Below are 16,416 nucleotides of genomic sequence, written 5' to 3'. Positions count from 1 at the left end.
GCCATAACGCCGCCGCCGCAGGGCGAGGCATGCTACGAGGCTCGATACGGCTGACGCCTGCCCGCCTCGCCGTTCTTCGCCACGGCGCGATCGCCGCGGCATCGCTCGGAGCAATGACGCACCTCCGCCCAGGCGCGGGCCCATTTCTTCCGCCAGGCGAAAGGGCGGCCGCAGGTCGTGCAGAGCTTCTGGGGCAAGTCGCCCTTCCGGACCATTTTCGCCATCGCGACACACTGTTCTGAACCGTCGCCGGCCGCGTGTCGTATCGCGCTGGCCGGCATCGGTGCCGGCGGCGAGACAGCGGACCCATGGCAGGCACCTTCCTCATCTACGGTGGCACGGGGGGCATCGGATCGGCGCTGGCCCGGCGGATGCGCGGGCGCGGCCATGCCGTCCACCTGGTTGCGCGCGACGGGGCCCGGCTGAAGGACCTCGCCCGCGACATCGACGCGACCTGGTCGGTCGCCGACGTGACCGACCGCGCAAGCATCGACGCGGCCGCTGCCGAGGCCGGTCCGGACCTCGCCGGCCTTGCCTATTGCGTCGGGTCGATCAACCTCAAACCCGTCGCAAGGCTGACGGATGCCGACTTCACGCGCGACTTCGAGGTGAACGCGCTGGGTGCCGTGCGCGCCATCCAGTCCAGCCTGCCGGCGCTGAAGGCCCATGGCGGCACGACGTCCTCCATCCTGCTGGTGTCCAGCGTGGCGGTGGCGCAGGGGTTCTCCGCCCACGCCTCCATCGCCATGGCCAAGGGGGCGGTCGAGGGCCTGACGGTCGCGCTTGCCGCCGAACTGGCGCCGCGCATCCGCGTCAATTGCATCGCACCCTCGCTGACCCGCACGCCGCTTGCCGCCGCACTGACCGGTTCCGACCAGATGGCGAACGCCATCGCGGCGCTGCATCCCCTTCCGCGACTTGGCGAGCCGGACGATGTCGCCGCCCTTGGCGCATTGCTGCTGGATGCCGAGGCCGGGTGGATCACGGGCCAGATCATCGGTGTCGATGGCGGCCGCTCGACGCTGCGGACCAAGGGATGAATACCCTGGGTTGAAGATTGCGGCCTAGCGGTGCCACCCGACCCGGCCGAAATGATCGGGAGACATCTCGAAGACCGCAATGAAAGCGAGATTGAATATCGGCTGGCGGACCCGCTAGACTGTCTGACACAAGTGGGGGCGAGCCAATGAGCGTCATCGTCGAGACGATCCTCTACGTCATCTTCGATCTCATTCTCGTTGGCATTGCCAGTATCCTGCTGCCGCTCCTGACCCTCGGGCGGGTGCGTGTCGCCGCAGCCGATGCGCCCGGCGCGTTTCCGCTGCACGGATTCCGACGCGGCGAGGACGGGCGGCTGGAACTCGGCCGGAGCCACACAGGCAAGTATGCGCTCGTCATCCTGCTGTTGATCCTCGCTTTCTGGCTGAGCTTCGCGGCCCGCTGAGGCGCGGCGAACCGGGACGCCGTCCCGAACGTATCGGGTGCATGACCGCTCCCGTTCTCCGTTTCGTGCTCGGTGACCACCTGACCAGAACGGTCGCGTCGCTGCGCGACATCGATCCCGCCCGCGACATCGTCCTGATGGTCGAGGTGGCGGACGAGACCACCTATGTCCCGCATCACCGGCAGAAGATCGCCTTCATTCTCTCGGCGATGCGGCACTTCGCCCAGGATCTCAAGGGCGAGGGGATCAGGGTCGATTATGTGCGGCTGGACGATGCCGCCAATACCGGCTCATTCACCGGGGAACTGATGCGGGCCGTGGCTCGGCATAGCCCGTCGCGGATCGTGGCAACCGAGCCCGGCGAGTGGCGGGTCCGCCGGATGATGGAGGACTGGGAGACGCTTGCCGGCGTTCCGGTGGACATCCGCGAGGATGACCGGTTCGTCTGCAGCCACGAACGCTTCGCCCGCTGGGCCGAGGGCCGGAAGGCCTACCGCATGGAGTTCTTCTACCGGGAGATGCGGCGCGGCACCGGGTTGCTGATGGCGGACGGCGAGCCCGTGGGCGGCCGCTGGAACTTCGATGCCGAGAACCGCCAGCCCCTGCCGCGCGGCGCGCGCCTTCCCGAGCGCCTGCGCTTTACCCCCGATGGCATCACGGCCGATGTGATTGCGCTCGTCGCGAGCCGCTTTCCCGACCAGTTCGGCGATCTCGACGCCTTCGGATGGGCGGTGACGCGCGCCGATGCGCTGCGTGCGCTCGACCATTTCATTACCGACTGCCTTGCCGGGTTCGGCGACCATCAGGATGCGATGAAGCGCGGCGCACCATTCCTGCACCACAGCCTGCTGTCGCCCTGTCTCAATGTCGGACTGCTCACCGCCATGGAGGTCTGCCGGGCCGCCGAGAGAGCCTACCGGCAGGGCCTCGCTCCGCTGAATGCGGTGGAGGGGTTCATCCGCCAGATCATCGGCTGGCGCGAATATGTCCGCGGCATCTACTGGCGCCACATGCCGGACTATGCCGACACCAATCACCTCGGCGCCGGCCGGCCGCTGCCCTGGTTCTACTGGTCCGGCGAAACCGACATGGCCTGCCTGGCCGAGACCATCGCCGACACGCGGCGCAACGCCTATGCCCACCACATCCAGCGCCTCATGATCACGGGCAATTTCGCGCTGCTGGCAGGCATCCGCCCGGCTGAGATCGAGGACTGGTATCTGGCGGTCTATGCCGATGCCTTCGACTGGGTGGAACTGCCCAACACCCACGGCATGGTGATGTTTGCCGATGGCGGGCTGCTTGCCTCCAAGCCCTATGCGGCCTCGGGGGCCTATATCGACCGCATGTCGGACTATTGCTCCGGCTGCCGCCACGACCCCAAGATCAAGCTCGGGCCGGGCGCCTGTCCGTTCAACCTGCTCTACTGGAACTTCATCGACGCGAACGAGGCCGTGCTGGCCGCCAATCCGCGCATGGCCATGCCCTACCGGACCTGGCGCGCCATGGACGCCCAGCGCAAGGCGGCGATCCGCGCGCAGGCCCAGGCCTTCCTCGACGGGCTCGACGGGTCAGGGGGCGCACCGGCAAGCCCGGTTCAGGCCAGCCTGCCGCTGTGACCGGGGCTTTTGCCGGTCCGTGAGAGGGCCATTCCATCTGATGAAACATCGTTTCAAACTAAGCCTTCCGACGGACTATCGCTGCGGCGCATGATCGGCTTTCATCCGTCGTGCCGATACACGTTGGACGCTCGAACCCGGACCCTTCCATGACGCTCCCCGTCTCGCTTGCCAGCCGTCTGCAGCTTCCCGCCATCGGGTCGCCGCTGTTCATCGTGTCGAACCCCGATCTGGTCATCGCCCAGTGCAAGGCCGGCATCGTCGGCTCCTTCCCCGCGCTCAACGCCCGTCCGGGGCCGGTGCTCGAGGACTGGATGAAGCGGATCACGGAGGAACTGGGGGCCTATGACGAGGCCCATCCGGAGGCGCCCTCGGCGCCGTTCGCGGTCAACCAGATCGTCCATAAGTCCAATGACCGGCTCATGCTCGATGTCGAGATGTGCGTGAAGTACAAGGTGCCGGTGGTCATCACCTCGCTCGGCGCGCGGCCGGAGCTCAACGAGGCGATCCATTCCTATGGCGGCATCACGCTGCACGACATCATCAACATCACCCACGCCAAGAAGGCGCTGGAAAAGGGTGCCGACGGTCTGATCGCGGTGGCGGCGGGTGCGGGCGGCCATGCCGGCACGCTTTCGCCCATCGCGCTGATCCAGGAGATCCGCGAGTTCTTCGACGGTCCGCTGGCCCTCTCGGGTGCCATCGCCACCGGGCGCGCGATCCTCGCCGCGCAGGCAATGGGGGCCGATCTCGGCTATATCGGTTCGGCCTTCATCGCCACGCGGGAGGCCAATGCCGACGAGGCCTACAAACAGGCGATCGTCGATGGCACGGCAGGCGACATCGTCTATTCAAACCTGTTCACCGGCGTGCACGGCAATTATCTGCGCGCCTCGATCGTCGCCGCCGGCCTCGACCCCGAGAACCTGCCGCAGAGCGACCCCTCCAAGATGAGCTTCGGTTCGGGCGGCACGTCCAAGAGCAAGGCCTGGCGCGACATCTGGGGTTCGGGACAGGGCATCGGCGCGGTCAAGGCGGTCGAGGGAGCCGGCGAGTTCATCGCCCGGCTGAAGCGCGAATATGCCGCCGCCCAGGCCGATCTTGCCAAGGTCTCTGCCTGGCCCCTGCGCGAGGCACGACGGCTGGCAAGCTGATCGACCCCGTCCTTTCGCACGGCGGCGCTTGACGGCGCGGCCGGTTGCGCCATCCTCTGGCTTCCCCCGGACCGCGGGCCGGCCCTGATGCCGGCTTGCCGAAGCAGCCAGCCGGAGGATGCCCATGCGCCCAGTCGATACCCCAGCCGATTCGCCGCGGCTGCCCGCGTCTGGCGTGCCATCCGTGCGCGCGGCGACGGCCCACGATATCCGGGCCGCGCTTGAGGCCGGCTTTGCGGATCTGAGGGCCGCGCCCCTCTACGGCCTGTTCTTCGGCGCCATCTACTGCCTCGGCGGCTGGCTGATGATGATCCTTCCCGGGATGTTCGGCTATGTCTGGGCGGTCTATCCGCTCGCGGCGGGATTTGCGCTGATTGGCCCCTTCGTCGCGGTCGGGCTCTACGAGGTCTCGCGCCGGCGGGAGATGGGCCAGCCGCTGAGCTGGCCTGCCGTGCTCGGCGCGGTCTGGCGACAGGGCGGCCGGGAACTGTCCTGGATGGCCTTCGTCACGCTCTTCATCTTCATGATGTGGATGTACCAGGTGCGGGTGCTCTATGCCCTGTTCTTCGGTTTCGCGACGCTCGATCCGGTCCTGTTCCTCAAGCAGGTCGCAACCACCTGGGAGGGCTGGACCTTTCTGGCCGTCGGCACGGTGGCAGGCGCCTGCATGGCGCTGGGCACCTTCGCGATCACGGTCGTGTCGTTCCCGCTGCTGCTCGACCGTGACATCGACATGGTGACGGCCATCATCACCAGCGTGCGGGCCGTGCTGGCCAGTCCCATGGTCATGCTCGGCTGGGGAATTGTGACGGCTGTGGTGGTGTTCCTCGCCATGGCACCGCTGTTCACCGGCCTCGTGGTCGTGCTGCCCCTGTGGGGGCACGCGACCTGGCATCTCTACCGGCGGCTGGTGATCGGGCCGGAGGCGTCGGAGGCCGGCCGGGCATGACAAAAGGCCCGCCGGTGAGGGCGGGCCTTTCGCACCACGAACGGGGGAAGATGCGGGCCGCCTGACAGGCAGGCGGTCGGATCGTCAGGCCGCCTTGGAGCCGAACGGGGCGAACTTGCCCATCTCGGCCTGCAGGGCCTTGGCGCTTTCGGTTGCGGCCTGGCGGACGGCGTTGAAGCTGTCCTGGGCGCGGACGATGTTGGCCTGGCCGATTTCCTTGACGAAATCGACATAGCGCTTGGCCGCATCCTGGGCGCAGGAGGCATCGGCGAGCGACTGGATGCCGCCCAGCGTCATGGTGACATTGGCGACGGTGGCGTCGATCACGTTGCGCGACACGGTGGCGCCGGCGCCGACGACGGCGACAAGCGCCTTCTCGACAGTCGCGGTGGCGTTCAGCGCGCCCTGCTCGACATCGGCCACGCGGGCCTTGGCGGATTCGGCGTTCTGCTTGACGAAGTCGCGGGCGGCGGTCGGAACCTGGATCTTCTCCTGGGCGCCCTTGAGCGTCTCGAGGATCTGGGCGACCGGCGCGAAAGCGGCGGATTCGGTGGCGGTGGCCTTCGTCTTGGCGGTCTTCTCGGTCATTTCTCTCTCCATTCTCTCGTTTGAGCCATGGTGGCTGCGTCCGACATCGGCCCGCAGCGGCAGAGCTCTTATCGCATGAACTATTGTGCATTGCAACATAAAAATTGGATGCAGCGCAACATCACATATTCACCCGTCTTTTCAGGCTCTTGGGATGCATGGTCTGGAACCGGGTCGCCTGACGCGGGTTTCGGACATGGGGCAGCGCCTTCCGAATGGCGCTCGGGCGGCCTATGTCAGGGAGCCGAGGCCCGGAGGAGTGCAGCATGGACGGAACAGGCAAGGCCGCGCCCGCCGCCGGACGCCTTGGCGGGAGCGAACTGGCTCTCACGGACCATGACCTGGAAAAGCTCGCCGGGCTGCGCCGCGCCAAGGTCGTCGCCACCAGCCTGCTCGGCGTCAATGTCTCCGTCATGGTCATCGCCAAGGTGCTGGAGCACCATCATCCGGCCTTCGGCTTCGTCGCGGCTTTCGCCGAGGCCGCCACCATCGGCGGTATCGCCGACTGGTATGCGGTGGTGGCGCTGTTCAAGCATCCGCTCGGCCTGCCGATCCCCCACACCGCCATCGTCAGCAAGAACCAGTCGCGCATCGCCGACAGCCTCGGACAGTTCGTCGAGACCAATTTCCTCGCCCCGGCGCCGGTCGCGGCCAAGCTGCGCGAGGTCGATTTCGCCAAGATCATCTCGGACTGGCTGTCAGATCCGGAAAAGAGCCGGAACCTTGCCCGCTTCGCCCTCAAGCTCGTGCCGCAGGCCGTGGCCGGGCTTGACCAGTCACGGATGAAGGATTTCGTCACCCAGCGCGTCATGGACCAGATCCGGCAGCTGAAGATCGCGCCCGTGGCGGCGCAGATGCTGTCCGCCTTCACCTCCGATGGCCGGCATCAGAAGCTGCTCGACGAGATCATCGGCGCGATCGAGAAGATCCTGGCGGACGAGGCGACCGTTGCCGGCATCCGCGAGAAGATCCGGCGTGAACTGCCGAGCCTGTTCAACCTGTTCAAGGCGGACGCCTATCTCCTGAACAAGGTCATGAAGTCCACCTCCTCGTTCCTCGACGAGGTGCGCGAGGATCCCGACCACGCATTGCGCCGCGAGTTCGACCGGTTCGTCGCGACCTTCATCGACCAGTTGCGCGACAGTCCCGAGATGGCGGCGCGCGCCGAGAAGCTCAAGGCGGACCTGCTCGCGCGCGCGGAGTTGCGCGACCTTGCCCAGCAGGTCTGGCGCTCGATCACCACCTTCCTCACCGACGACATCGCCTCGCCGCAGTCGCAGATCGAGAGCCAGCTTGTCAGTCTGTTCGTCGATATCGGTCGCAAGCTTGCGACCGATCCGGTGATGGCGGCCGAGATCAACGAGGGTTTTGTCACGGTGCTCGCCGGCTTCGTCGAACAGCAGAAGAGCGGGGCATCGACCTTCATCGCCGATCAGGTGAAATCCTGGGACCTCAACCAGCTCATCCGCCTCATCGAGATCAATATCGGGCGCGACCTGCAATATATCCGCCTCAACGGCACGCTGATCGGAGGCCTTGCCGGTCTCACCCTGCACACGATCGAGGTGCTGATCCGCTCCGCGTGAGCCGGGACCGGTCGGCGCTGGCCTCCTTGATCCGGTCACGGGGCGGGCCTACGGTCAGTCGGACGGGTCCGGCGCAGGCCGGGTCGCCGGGCCCGGCCCCGGACTGCCAGCCACATGGAGATGCGACATGACCGAGATGCCCAAATCGATCCTCGATATGTTCTCCAAGCTCGGGCAGGAGATGAAAATCCCGACCGTCGACCTTGAGAAGATCGTCGACCATCACCGCAAGAACTTCGAGGCTCTGAGCGCCAGCGGCAAGGCCGCAGCGGAGGGCGCCACGGCGATCGCGGCCAAGCAGCGCGAGATCATCGAGACGGCGATCAAGGAGATCCAGGACGCCTCCAGGGGCTTCCGGATGCCCGGGAGCGCGCAGGAGATGATGGCTGCGCAAAGCGAATTCGCCAAGAAGGCCATGGAAGCCGCGGTGAAGAACACCCGCGACATGGCCGAACTCGTCCAGCGCTCCAATCAGGACGCGGTGCGCATCATCCAGGACCGGATGAAGGAAAGCTTCGAGGAAATCCGCCAGAGCTTCACGCGCAAGTGAGGCCGGGTGCCCGGGCGCAGGCGGCCTGTCAGGCCGCGCGCCAGGGCTGGGGGTAGAAGATCGACCGCCAGCCGGACCGCTCGAACGGATCGTGGCTGCCCTCGGCCTGCGCCAGCCGGTCGGCCACCGCATAGGCGACCGACGGGTTGTGGCCAAGGCCGCAATGGCTGCCGCGCACCTCGATGTTCTCGGTCAGCGGGCCTTCGGTCTCCACGCAGCACTGCCAGGCGCAGATGCCGTCGGTGCGCGAATAGATGGCGGTGGTCGGCACCGGCGGCGGATCGGAAATGAGCCCGCCCATGTGGTGGTCGCGGTCGTCGACCTTGTGGCCCGACGTGAATTCGTAGAGCCGCCAGGCATTGGTCGCCTTCGGCGTGCCCTTGAACGGCGAACCGAGCGTGATGACCCGCCGCACCTTGTCGGGCAGCATCTTGGCAAGCTGGCGGGCATAGATGCCGCCCAGGCTCCAGCCGACGAGGCTGACCTTGCTGCCATGGGTCTCGGCCAGTTCCTCGATCCGCTCCACCATGCGCCGCTCGATGCCGGGCAGGAGGCCGTAATTGCGGCCAAGCTCCCAGCCATAGGCAGCATAGCCCTGGCCGGCGAGATAGGTCCTGAGCGGAACCGTGGCCCGGTCGGAGGTGACAAGGCCGGGCAGCACGAGCACGGGATGGCCGTCGCCGCGCGGGGCAGAGGCCAGCAGCGGATAGGCGGTGACGAAGGCGGCGAGTTCCGGGATCGCCCGGCCTTCAAGCAAGAGAAGCGTGCGCGATGGCGGCGCGAGCTCTGCGGATGCGACTGCCATGCTGTCTCCTCCGTCGTGGCTCCGGCCTGTCGCCGTGCCTGATTCGTGGCTCCCGAGAGGGGAAGCCCCGCAACTAGACCATTGCCGGGCCGCTGCGACAAGCTGCCCCGCCGTCATGCGGCAGGGCGCTGTCCGTCAGATGGGGGCGGGCGACGGCCATTCCAAGGGCGCTTCAGCGTGGTGCAGCCTTCGCGTTGCGTCTGGACGCCGGTTTGGCGGGCACCTTGCCACCGGCGGCCTTCGGTCTGGCCCCGGCCTTCCCGGCCTTTGCCGGTGCCGGCTTTGCGGCCGTTTCTGCCTTGGCCGAAGGCTCTTTGGCTGGAGCCTTCCTGGCTGCGGCTTTCGCCGTGGTTGCCGCCTTTGCGGTCGTTGCCTCTTTTGCCGGTTTTGCTCCCTTGGATGCCTTGCCGGCCGGGGGCGTCTTCGCGGGCGCATCCTCTGCCGTCGGCGGTGCGGCTGCCGCGGCCGCCTTGGCCGGTGCCGGGGAAGCGGTGGCCATTTTCGCCTTCACCGCCGCCACCAGTTCATCGAGAGCGGGCTTCAGGTCATCGGCGAGCGCGGCCATGTCGGGCATGGCCTTGCGGCAGCCGGTCAGGCCGAAATCGAGCTGGCCGAGATAGCTTTGCACCGTGAGATTGAGGCCGATGCCGTGCGTCGGGATCGAGACCGGATACAGCGCCGAGACCTTCGCCCCCGCGCAGTAGAGCGGGAAGGGCGGGCCGGGCGTGTTGGAAATGACGACATTGACGCCCATCGGCACCATGTCGGCGATGCCGGACTTGCCGAACAGCTGCATCAGGCCCGGCAGGATAAGCGGGGCGCCGATCATGGTGAAGTCCTTCGGTGCCGCCTCCTTTGTGACGCCGGCGACCTGCTTGGTGGTGGTCGAGGTCTTGCGGATCGAGGCGAGGCGCTCCAGCGGATCGGCGATGTCGGTCGCCAGCGGGCAGTTCATGCCGAAGACCTGGTTGTTGATGTCGGTGTTGCCGGCCTCGCGCAGCGAAATCGGCACGAAGGCGATGAGCGGCGTCTTGGGCAGCTTCTTCTTGGCCTGGAGATAACGCCTCAGGGCGCCCGAACAGACTGCCATGACGACATCGTTGAGCTTGGCGCCGGTCGCCTTCGCCACCAGCTTGGCATCGTCGAGGGAGAGCGTCCGCGCCGCATAGGCGCGCTGGCCGGTGATGGTGACGTTGAAGGGTGTCTTCGGTGGCACGAGGCTGGGCAGGGCCGGGGTGCCGGAGGGCTTGTCCGCCGTCTCGTCCTTCTTCTCCGCCGAGGAACCCGGCAGCAGCGCACTCGCGACCGAGCCGACGAGCTTGGCTCCGGCGGTCATCAGCGTGATGTGCTGGCGCACCATGTTGGCCATCAGGTCGTTAAGGCCGACGACGGCGCGCTGCGGGACGCTCGGCTTCGCCTTCTGCTTCGCCTCAGGGGCCGGGCCGACATCGCGCGGCACCTCGGTGATGTCGTAGAGCGCCTTGGTGATGACCATGCCGGCGCCACCATCCACGGCCGCATGGTGGACCTTGGAATAGAGCGCGAAGCGGCCGTCGGCGAGGCCGTCGATGACGGTGAACTGCCAGAGCGGGCGCGAGCGATCGAGCGTCACGGAATGCAGGTCGCCGACCAGCGTCTCGAGCTGGGCGAAGCTGCCCGGCTTCGGCAGGGTCTGGTGGCGGATGTGATAGTCGAGGTCGACATCGCCGGCATCGACCCAGCCGGGATGGTCGAGGTCGAAGATGGCGCGGGCGAGCTTCTTGGAGAAGATCGGGATGAGGTGGACGCGCTTCTCGAAAAAGCTGCGGAAATGTTCGTGGAACGTGCCCGTCATGGCCTTTGGCGGCTCGTAGAGCGTCAACCCCGCGACATGCATCGGGGTCTCGGGCGTCTCCATGTAGAGGAAGGTCGCATCGATCCCGCTGAGCTGCTTCATGGCGGTTCTCCCTCGCGCCCGATGCGCATCGGCCTCTGGCGGGCCCTTGGCGCCATTCAAGGACGGGACAGCCCGCGGCACAAGCCCGGTGACGGCGCTTGAAGCCGGGGCGGAGAGGGCTCTAGTGTCGGACCAACGAGAACAGTCCCAAGGGAGAATGCCATGGCACGCCGCGATGCGACCCCGTCCGGCAAGGCCGGAACCCGGAAACCGCCTTCGGCCAAGGCGTCTGCGGCCAAGGCGTCCGCCGCCAAGGCAACAGCGGCGAAACCCGCCAGGGCGAAGGCCACGGCTGCCGGCAACGGGCCCGCCGCTGATGCCGCCGAGGCGGTCCGCAACGCCCCCGACCGGCCGCTTGCCGAGCAGATCGCCGAGGATGCCTCGCGCAACACGCTGGCGCTCAACCCGCTGGTGGGCGTGCGCACCGAGGAACTGATCGGGGCTGCGCGTACGCTGGTGGGCGCTCTCGCGGCACAGCCGCAGATTGTCGCCCAGCAATGGATGGACTTCGTCAAGGAGATGGGCCGGATCGTCACCGGCCAATCGGAGGTCGCGCCCGATCCGAAGGACAAGCGCTTCGCCGATCCGGCCTGGCAGGCCAATGCCTTCCACCGCACGCTGATGCAGTCCTACACGGCGTGGGCGAAGACCGTTCACGAGGCAGTGGCCAAGACCGACCTGCCCGACAAGGATGCCGCCCGCGCGCGGCTCGTGACCTCGATCTTCGTCGATGCCATGGCCCCGTCCAACACGCTGCTCGGCAATCCGACCGCGCTGAAGCACGCGGTGGATACGCGCGGCAAGAGCCTCGTCGAGGGCGTGAAGAACTACATCTCCGACCTGTCGAAGAACGGCGGCCTGCCGAGCCAGGTCGACATGAGCGGCTTCAAGGTGGGCGAGAATCTCGGCAATACGCCGGGAACGGTGGTGTTCCGCAACGACGTGCTGGAGCTCATTCTCTACACGCCGACGACCGAGACGGTCTTCTCGCGGCCGCTGCTGATCGTGCCGCCGCAGATCAACAAGTTCTATGCGGTCGATCTCTCGCCGAAGAAGAGCATGATCCGCTTCCTGCTGGCGAACGGCATCCAGCCCTTCTGCATCTCCTGGCGCAACCCGACGGCCGAGCAGCGCGACTGGGGTCTCGACACCTATATCCAGGCGCTCGACGAGGCGGTGGATGCGGCCCTCGACATCACGGGGCAGGACAAGCTCACCATCATGGGGTCGTGTTCGGGCGGCATCACCGTTTCCACCTATGCCGGCTGGCTGGCGGGGCAGGGGCTGGACAAGCTCGCCTCGATCATCCTCGCCGTCTGCGTGATCGACACGGAAGCAGGCGCCGATACCGATTTCGCCGCGCTGGTGACGCCGGAATCGGTCATGGCGGCCAAGCAGATGTCGGCCACCCGCGGCGTGCTGGACGGCCAGGAGATGGCGAAGATGTTCGCCTGGATGCGGCCGAACGACCTGATCTGGAACTACTGGGTCAACAACTACCTGATGGGCAACCAGCCGCCGGCCTTCGACATCCTCTACTGGAATGCCGACACCACCCGCCTGCCGGCGCGCCTGCACGGCGACTTCCTCGACCTGATCTTCACCAATCCCTTCGTCAATGCCGGCAAGATGTCGATCCACGGCGTGCCGATCGACATGGGCAAGGTGACGGCCGAGGCCTATGTCATCGGCGGCACCACCGACCACATCACGCCATGGAAGGCGGTGTACCAGACCGCCCGCATCTACGGGCCGGACACCACCTATGTCCTGTCCAATTCGGGCCACCTGCAGAGCCTCCTGAACCCGCCCGGCAACCCCAAGGCCTGGTTCGTCACCGGCAAGGCGACGGCCGAGGATCCCGACCAGTGGGCCAAGGGCGCCGAGAAGCAGGCCGATTCCTGGTGGACGCACTGGGGGCCATGGCTGAAGGCGCGCGCCGGCAAGGAAATCGCAGCGCCGAAATCGGCCGGAAGCGCCCGCTACAAGCCGCTCGGCCCCTCGCCGGGCACCTATGTGTTCGAGCCGTGAGGGGAGCCGACCGGCTGACAGTGCCGAATCGGCCGGCCTGTCGCATGATCGCGAAAAGTCGCCTGACACGCTGCAAGAGGACCTGCCCTTGACCCAGACCGCCCCGCATTCCGCCCCGGCCTCCTTCGAGACCCGCATGGAGGACGTCGGCGGGCAGGTGCTGCGCGTCGGTATCCGCAGGGGAACGGGCAAGCGGCCGCCGCTGCTCATGTTCAACGGCATTGGCGCCAATCTGGAACTGGCGGCCCCGTTCTTCGAGGCTCTGGGCGATACCGAGGCCGTCATCTTCGACGTACCCGGCATCGGCGGCTCACCGGCGCCGCTGCTGCCCTACCGCCCCTCGACGCTGGTCAAGCTCGCCCACGATCTGATGCGCCAGCTTGGCTATGACGGCGAGATCGACGTCTCCGGTGTCTCGTGGGGCGGGGGCGTCGCGCAGCAGTTCGCCTTTCAGTACCCCCTGGTTTGCCGGCGCCTGGTGCTGGTCGCGACTTCCCCCGGTTCGATCATGGTTCCCGGCGCGCCCGATGTGCTGGCCAAGATGGCAAGCCCCCGGCGCTACGCGGACAAGGGCTACATGCAGTCGATCGCCGCCGACATCTATGGCGGTGCCTTCCGCCGCGATCCGACCCTGATCCAGCGCCATGCGGCGGCCATGCGCGGCGCGACGCAATACGGCTATACGCTGCAATTGCTGGCCATGCTGGGCTGGACCAGCCTGCCCTGGCTCTGGATGCTCCGCCAGCCGACGCTCGTCGTCTCAGGAACCGACGATCCGCTCATTCCGGTGATCAATGCCAAGGCGCTGGCGAGCCTTATTCCCAAGGCCCGGCTGGAACTGGTCGATGACGGACACCTGTTCGTGGTCACCGATCCGGTTCGCATGGCGGCGCTGGTCGAGGAGTTTCTGGCAGAGGAGTGATGCCTGCCGGGGCGCGACACCTGTCTCGCAGGTGCGAGGCGTCACGTTGTTGCATGGCAGCATGAGTGCAATCGCAGCTCTCGGCCAAGAAATGCCATGAGGCAAAGCGTGTTGACGGTCGGGAGGGCTGTTTCGCCACAGTCCTGACACGGGAATGAAAGAACCGAAACAGCGTGGAAACAATTGATCGGATGCGTCAAAAGTCTTGATGAGTTCCGTCAAAACCGTAATACGCTGAAATGCGACCAACGGAGCGAGACGAGAGGCCGAAACAGCCCCGGCCCATAAGCCTCGCCATCAACCGTTGGAGCCCATCATGTCCCTCATGTCGTCCCATGCCCCGTCCGCCTCATCCCAGGCCGGCGGCTTTCTCACCCGCATTGCCGCCCTTGCCGGTGGCCTTTTCGCAAGCTTCGCCGACTGGCAGCGCGTGCGCCGCAACACGCTCGAGCTCGGCAGCCTCAGCGACGAGTCGCTGAAGGATATCGGCATCGAGCGTTCGCAGATCGAGCGCATCGCCCGCCACGGCCGCAGCTTCCGCTGATCCTGTCCGGCTCCGGCATGGCAGCCAGCGTCTGCACGACACCCCTCTTCGGCACGGCGGCCGGGGAGGGGTTTGTCATGCGGCGGGTGGTGGCCGGGACGCGCGCACAAGCCGGTCGAGGAAAGCCGGGATCGGCCGGCCCTCGCCGACCAGCCAGCGCCCCATGGCGCCGGCCACGCGGATGACGGAGGCCCGTTCGCCGATGCGGTCACGCCAGGCGACGAGGCGCGGATGCGCCTCGGTCATCGGTGCGCCCATCCGGTCCCCGAACAACTGGGCCATGTAGAAGGCGATGTCGGCATAGGAGAAGGCGCCGGCAAGGCACTCGCCTCGGCCAAGCTCCGCCTCCATGGCATCGTAGAAGGCCGAAGCTCCGGCCCTCGCGGCGATCGCGGCCGGGTCGTCGGGCGCCTGCTGAAGTCCCATCAGCCGGACGATGTGGGGAAAATAGACCTCGTCCGACTTCATCTCGAGCAGGCGTGACCGTGCCCGTGCCACCGGATCGCGCGGCCAGAGCGGCGGATCCGGGACGATGTCCTCCAGATATTCGAAGATCTGCGTCGAATCGAAAATCTCCACCGGCCCGTGGACCAGCACCGGCACCTGCCGCTTCGGGTTGATGCGCAGCACCTCGGGGTGCTTCGGCTCGTAGAGACGCTTCATATCGAACGGCACCATCACGACCTCGGCGTCGATGCCCTTTTCCAGCAGGGCAATCTCGGCCTTGGCGCCGAACATGCTGAGCGGTCCGGAATAGAGGCGCGGGCGGGTCGGGGACGTCATCGGGGGGAGCTCTCTGGTCAGGCAGGCGCCAGACTGGCAGCCGCCGGCTCCCGTCCTGTCAGCAGCTATTCCGCCGCTTCCTTGTCCTGGCTGTCGGTGCGGTTGGCCTCGTCGACGACGAGGCGGATGCGTTCGGCGAGCGTCAGGTCGGACCGCTTGCGCCGGCGTCCCGGCCCGGTGCCGGCGGCCTGTTCCGACAGGATCGCGGCGATGCGCGAGTTGGGCCCTTCCAGCGTATGGGTCACGCGGGCAATGGTCGCGGCGAGCGAATCCATCTTCTCCCGCACCATGTCGATGTCGCGGGCATCGCGCGTCGAGGCGGTCTGCGCCGACTGGGTGAGCGCGGCAACCTCGCGCTGGATGCGCACGCGGTCCTCGCGCGCCTTGGCGAGCGAGCCCTCGAGCATGTTCTTCGCCGCCTTGGCGGTCTCCGCCTCCACCTGGAGGGCGCGGGCTGTCTCTCCTGCCGTGACCTTGAGCATCGCGAGTTCCGCCGCCAGCCGGTCGCGCTCGGCTTCGCCCCTTGCGGTGGTGCGCTCGGCCGTGTCGCGCGCCTGCCTCTCCCGCTCGGCGCGGGCCGTTTCCTCGGTGAGCCGCTCCTTCTGTCCGGCAAGCTCTGCCGTCATCTTCTCGATGCGGCGGGTTCCGGCCTCCACCTTGCCCTGCAGCGTGCGCACCTCGCCCGTCAGTTCGCCGTTGCGCCGCCGCTCGGCGCTGAGATCGCGGGCCGTCTCCGACAGCGTGCGGTTCAGCTCGGCAAGTTCCGCGCGCAAGCTGTTGGTCAGTTCGTTCTCGCGGTTCAGCCGGTCCTGGACCTCCGAAATGCGCTGCCGCTCGGCGGTGAGCGCCGAGGTCACCTCGGAGAAGGACTTGCGACGGGCGGCAATGTCGGCCTCTGCGAGTTCCAGGCTGCGGGTGAGATCGTTGACCACGGCGGTCTGGCTGTCGATCCGGGTGCGCAGCGCCACGCCGTCGATCCGCAGGGCATTGGCATCGGCCCGCGAGGCGGCCAGTTCCTCCGTGCGCTCGGCCAGCGCCGCATCGCGCTCGGCCAGCGTTTCGGCCGCAGCCTTCAGGCTGGCCTCCTGCCCGGCGATGGTCGCGCGGGCTGCAGCGAGATCGGCCCCAAGCCCCGCCACTGTGCCGTCGAGCGCGGCAATGCGTGCCGCCCGCGCGTCGAGTTCGGTGTTGATGTCGCGGATCACCTCGGTGCGGCGGGCGAGTTCGATCGTCCGCAGGTTGAGCTCCTCGCGGAGCCCGTCGGCGGCAATCTCCAGCCGGCGCGTCATCACCGCATAGTCCGCACGGATCTGGTCCTTCTCGGCCTTGATCTCCGAGAACGACAGCGGCATGGCGTTTTCCACCCGCCGCGTGGTGAGCCGAACGGCGCGCCGCCAGACCGCGCCCATCATCCCGAGCGACAGCAAAGCCGCCGTGAGGAAGCCGAGCGCGAAGACCATGGCGGTCTCGATGGTCACGACCGGCGCTCTCCTTCTCGTGCGCGC

The 16,416-nt window shown here is 67.2% G+C and carries 16 protein-coding genes; 10 read left to right on the top strand and 6 right to left on the bottom strand.

What is annotated here, in order from left to right; translation table 11 throughout:
- Nucleotides 1–32 precede the first annotated feature (32 nt).
- Nucleotides 33–224 (bottom strand): DUF2256 domain-containing protein, encoded by a 192-nt coding sequence (locus tag ACTIFS_RS13430; protein WP_439574617.1) that lies wholly within the window; start codon nt 222–224, stop codon nt 33–35.
- An 84-nt stretch (nt 225–308) separates the two neighbouring features.
- Between ACTIFS_RS13430 and ACTIFS_RS13425 the strand changes: the two genes are divergently transcribed.
- The 5 genes from ACTIFS_RS13425 (at nt 309) to ACTIFS_RS13405 (ending at nt 5,166) form a co-directional block, all read left to right on the top strand.
- Entirely contained in the window at nt 309–1,040 is a 732-nt protein-coding gene (locus tag ACTIFS_RS13425) for an SDR family NAD(P)-dependent oxidoreductase (protein ID WP_439574616.1), read from the top strand.
- Nucleotides 1,041–1,186: 146 nt separating this feature from the next.
- Nucleotides 1,187–1,444, top strand: coding sequence for a hypothetical protein (locus ACTIFS_RS13420; protein ID WP_439574615.1), 258 nt, complete (start codon nt 1,187–1,189; stop codon nt 1,442–1,444).
- A gap of 41 nt (nt 1,445–1,485) precedes the next feature.
- A complete protein-coding gene (locus tag ACTIFS_RS13415; protein WP_439574614.1) occupies nt 1,486–3,063 on the top strand; it encodes a cryptochrome/photolyase family protein in 1,578 nt (525 codons plus the stop codon).
- Between the two features lie 149 nt (nt 3,064–3,212).
- Nucleotides 3,213–4,217, top strand: coding sequence for an NAD(P)H-dependent flavin oxidoreductase (locus ACTIFS_RS13410; protein WP_439574613.1), 1,005 nt, complete (start codon nt 3,213–3,215; stop codon nt 4,215–4,217).
- A 124-nt stretch (nt 4,218–4,341) separates the two neighbouring features.
- Nucleotides 4,342–5,166 (top strand): DUF2189 domain-containing protein, encoded by an 825-nt coding sequence (locus ACTIFS_RS13405; protein ID WP_439574612.1) that lies wholly within the window; start codon nt 4,342–4,344, stop codon nt 5,164–5,166.
- An 84-nt stretch (nt 5,167–5,250) separates the two neighbouring features.
- Here the strand turns inward: ACTIFS_RS13405 and ACTIFS_RS13400 are convergent, their stop codons facing one another.
- Complete coding sequence (locus tag ACTIFS_RS13400; protein ID WP_439574611.1) at nt 5,251–5,754, bottom strand: hypothetical protein; 504 nt, start codon at nt 5,752–5,754, stop codon at nt 5,251–5,253.
- A gap of 266 nt (nt 5,755–6,020) precedes the next feature.
- On the opposite strand from ACTIFS_RS13400, the gene ACTIFS_RS13395 reads away from it, so the two are divergent.
- On the top strand, nt 6,021–7,340 hold the full coding sequence (locus tag ACTIFS_RS13395; RefSeq protein WP_439574610.1) for a DUF445 domain-containing protein: 1,320 nt from the start codon (nt 6,021–6,023) through the stop codon (nt 7,338–7,340).
- Nucleotides 7,341–7,467: 127 nt separating this feature from the next.
- Nucleotides 7,468–7,890, top strand: a complete 423-nt coding sequence (locus ACTIFS_RS13390) for a phasin family protein (protein ID WP_439574609.1) — start codon at nt 7,468–7,470, stop codon at nt 7,888–7,890.
- A 28-nt stretch (nt 7,891–7,918) separates the two neighbouring features.
- Here the strand turns inward: ACTIFS_RS13390 and ACTIFS_RS13385 are convergent, their stop codons facing one another.
- Together ACTIFS_RS13385 and ACTIFS_RS13380 are read right to left on the bottom strand one after the other, a co-directional pair.
- A complete protein-coding gene (locus ACTIFS_RS13385; RefSeq protein ID WP_439574608.1) occupies nt 7,919–8,695 on the bottom strand; it encodes an esterase/lipase family protein in 777 nt (258 codons plus the stop codon).
- A 172-nt stretch (nt 8,696–8,867) separates the two neighbouring features.
- The gene (locus tag ACTIFS_RS13380; RefSeq protein WP_439574607.1) at nt 8,868–10,631 is read right to left on the bottom strand and encodes a WS/DGAT/MGAT family O-acyltransferase; all 1,764 of its coding nucleotides are present in this window, start codon (nt 10,629–10,631) and stop codon (nt 8,868–8,870) included.
- Nucleotides 10,632–10,793: 162 nt separating this feature from the next.
- Between ACTIFS_RS13380 and ACTIFS_RS13375 the strand changes: the two genes are divergently transcribed.
- The 3 genes from ACTIFS_RS13375 (at nt 10,794) to ACTIFS_RS13365 (ending at nt 14,128) form a co-directional block, all read left to right on the top strand.
- The gene (locus tag ACTIFS_RS13375; RefSeq protein ID WP_439574606.1) at nt 10,794–12,662 is read left to right on the top strand and encodes an alpha/beta fold hydrolase; all 1,869 of its coding nucleotides are present in this window, start codon (nt 10,794–10,796) and stop codon (nt 12,660–12,662) included.
- 88 nt (nt 12,663–12,750) lie between these two features.
- Complete coding sequence (gene phaZ, locus ACTIFS_RS13370) at nt 12,751–13,584, top strand: poly(3-hydroxyalkanoate) depolymerase (RefSeq protein WP_439574605.1); 834 nt, start codon at nt 12,751–12,753, stop codon at nt 13,582–13,584.
- A 316-nt stretch (nt 13,585–13,900) separates the two neighbouring features.
- Nucleotides 13,901–14,128 carry a DUF1127 domain-containing protein gene (locus ACTIFS_RS13365; protein ID WP_439574604.1) on the top strand — a complete coding sequence of 76 codons (228 nt, stop codon included), beginning with the start codon at nt 13,901–13,903 and terminating at the stop codon, nt 14,126–14,128.
- A gap of 75 nt (nt 14,129–14,203) precedes the next feature.
- Here ACTIFS_RS13365 and ACTIFS_RS13360 read toward each other — a convergent pair whose 3' ends face one another.
- Both ACTIFS_RS13360 and ACTIFS_RS13355 read right to left on the bottom strand, forming a co-directional pair.
- On the bottom strand, nt 14,204–14,911 hold the full coding sequence (locus tag ACTIFS_RS13360) for a glutathione S-transferase family protein (protein WP_439574603.1): 708 nt from the start codon (nt 14,909–14,911) through the stop codon (nt 14,204–14,206).
- Nucleotides 14,912–14,976: 65 nt separating this feature from the next.
- The gene (locus ACTIFS_RS13355) at nt 14,977–16,389 is read right to left on the bottom strand and encodes a hypothetical protein (protein WP_439574602.1); all 1,413 of its coding nucleotides are present in this window, start codon (nt 16,387–16,389) and stop codon (nt 14,977–14,979) included.
- Nucleotides 16,390–16,416 lie beyond the last annotated feature (27 nt).

Origin of the sequence: Phreatobacter sp., from assembly GCF_051860605.1 — a bacterium.
Taxonomy (GTDB): Bacteria; Pseudomonadota; Alphaproteobacteria; order Rhizobiales; family Phreatobacteraceae; genus Phreatobacter.
Note: the sequence above shows the minus strand (reverse complement) of the source record. Positions and strands in the feature narration are given on the sequence as shown.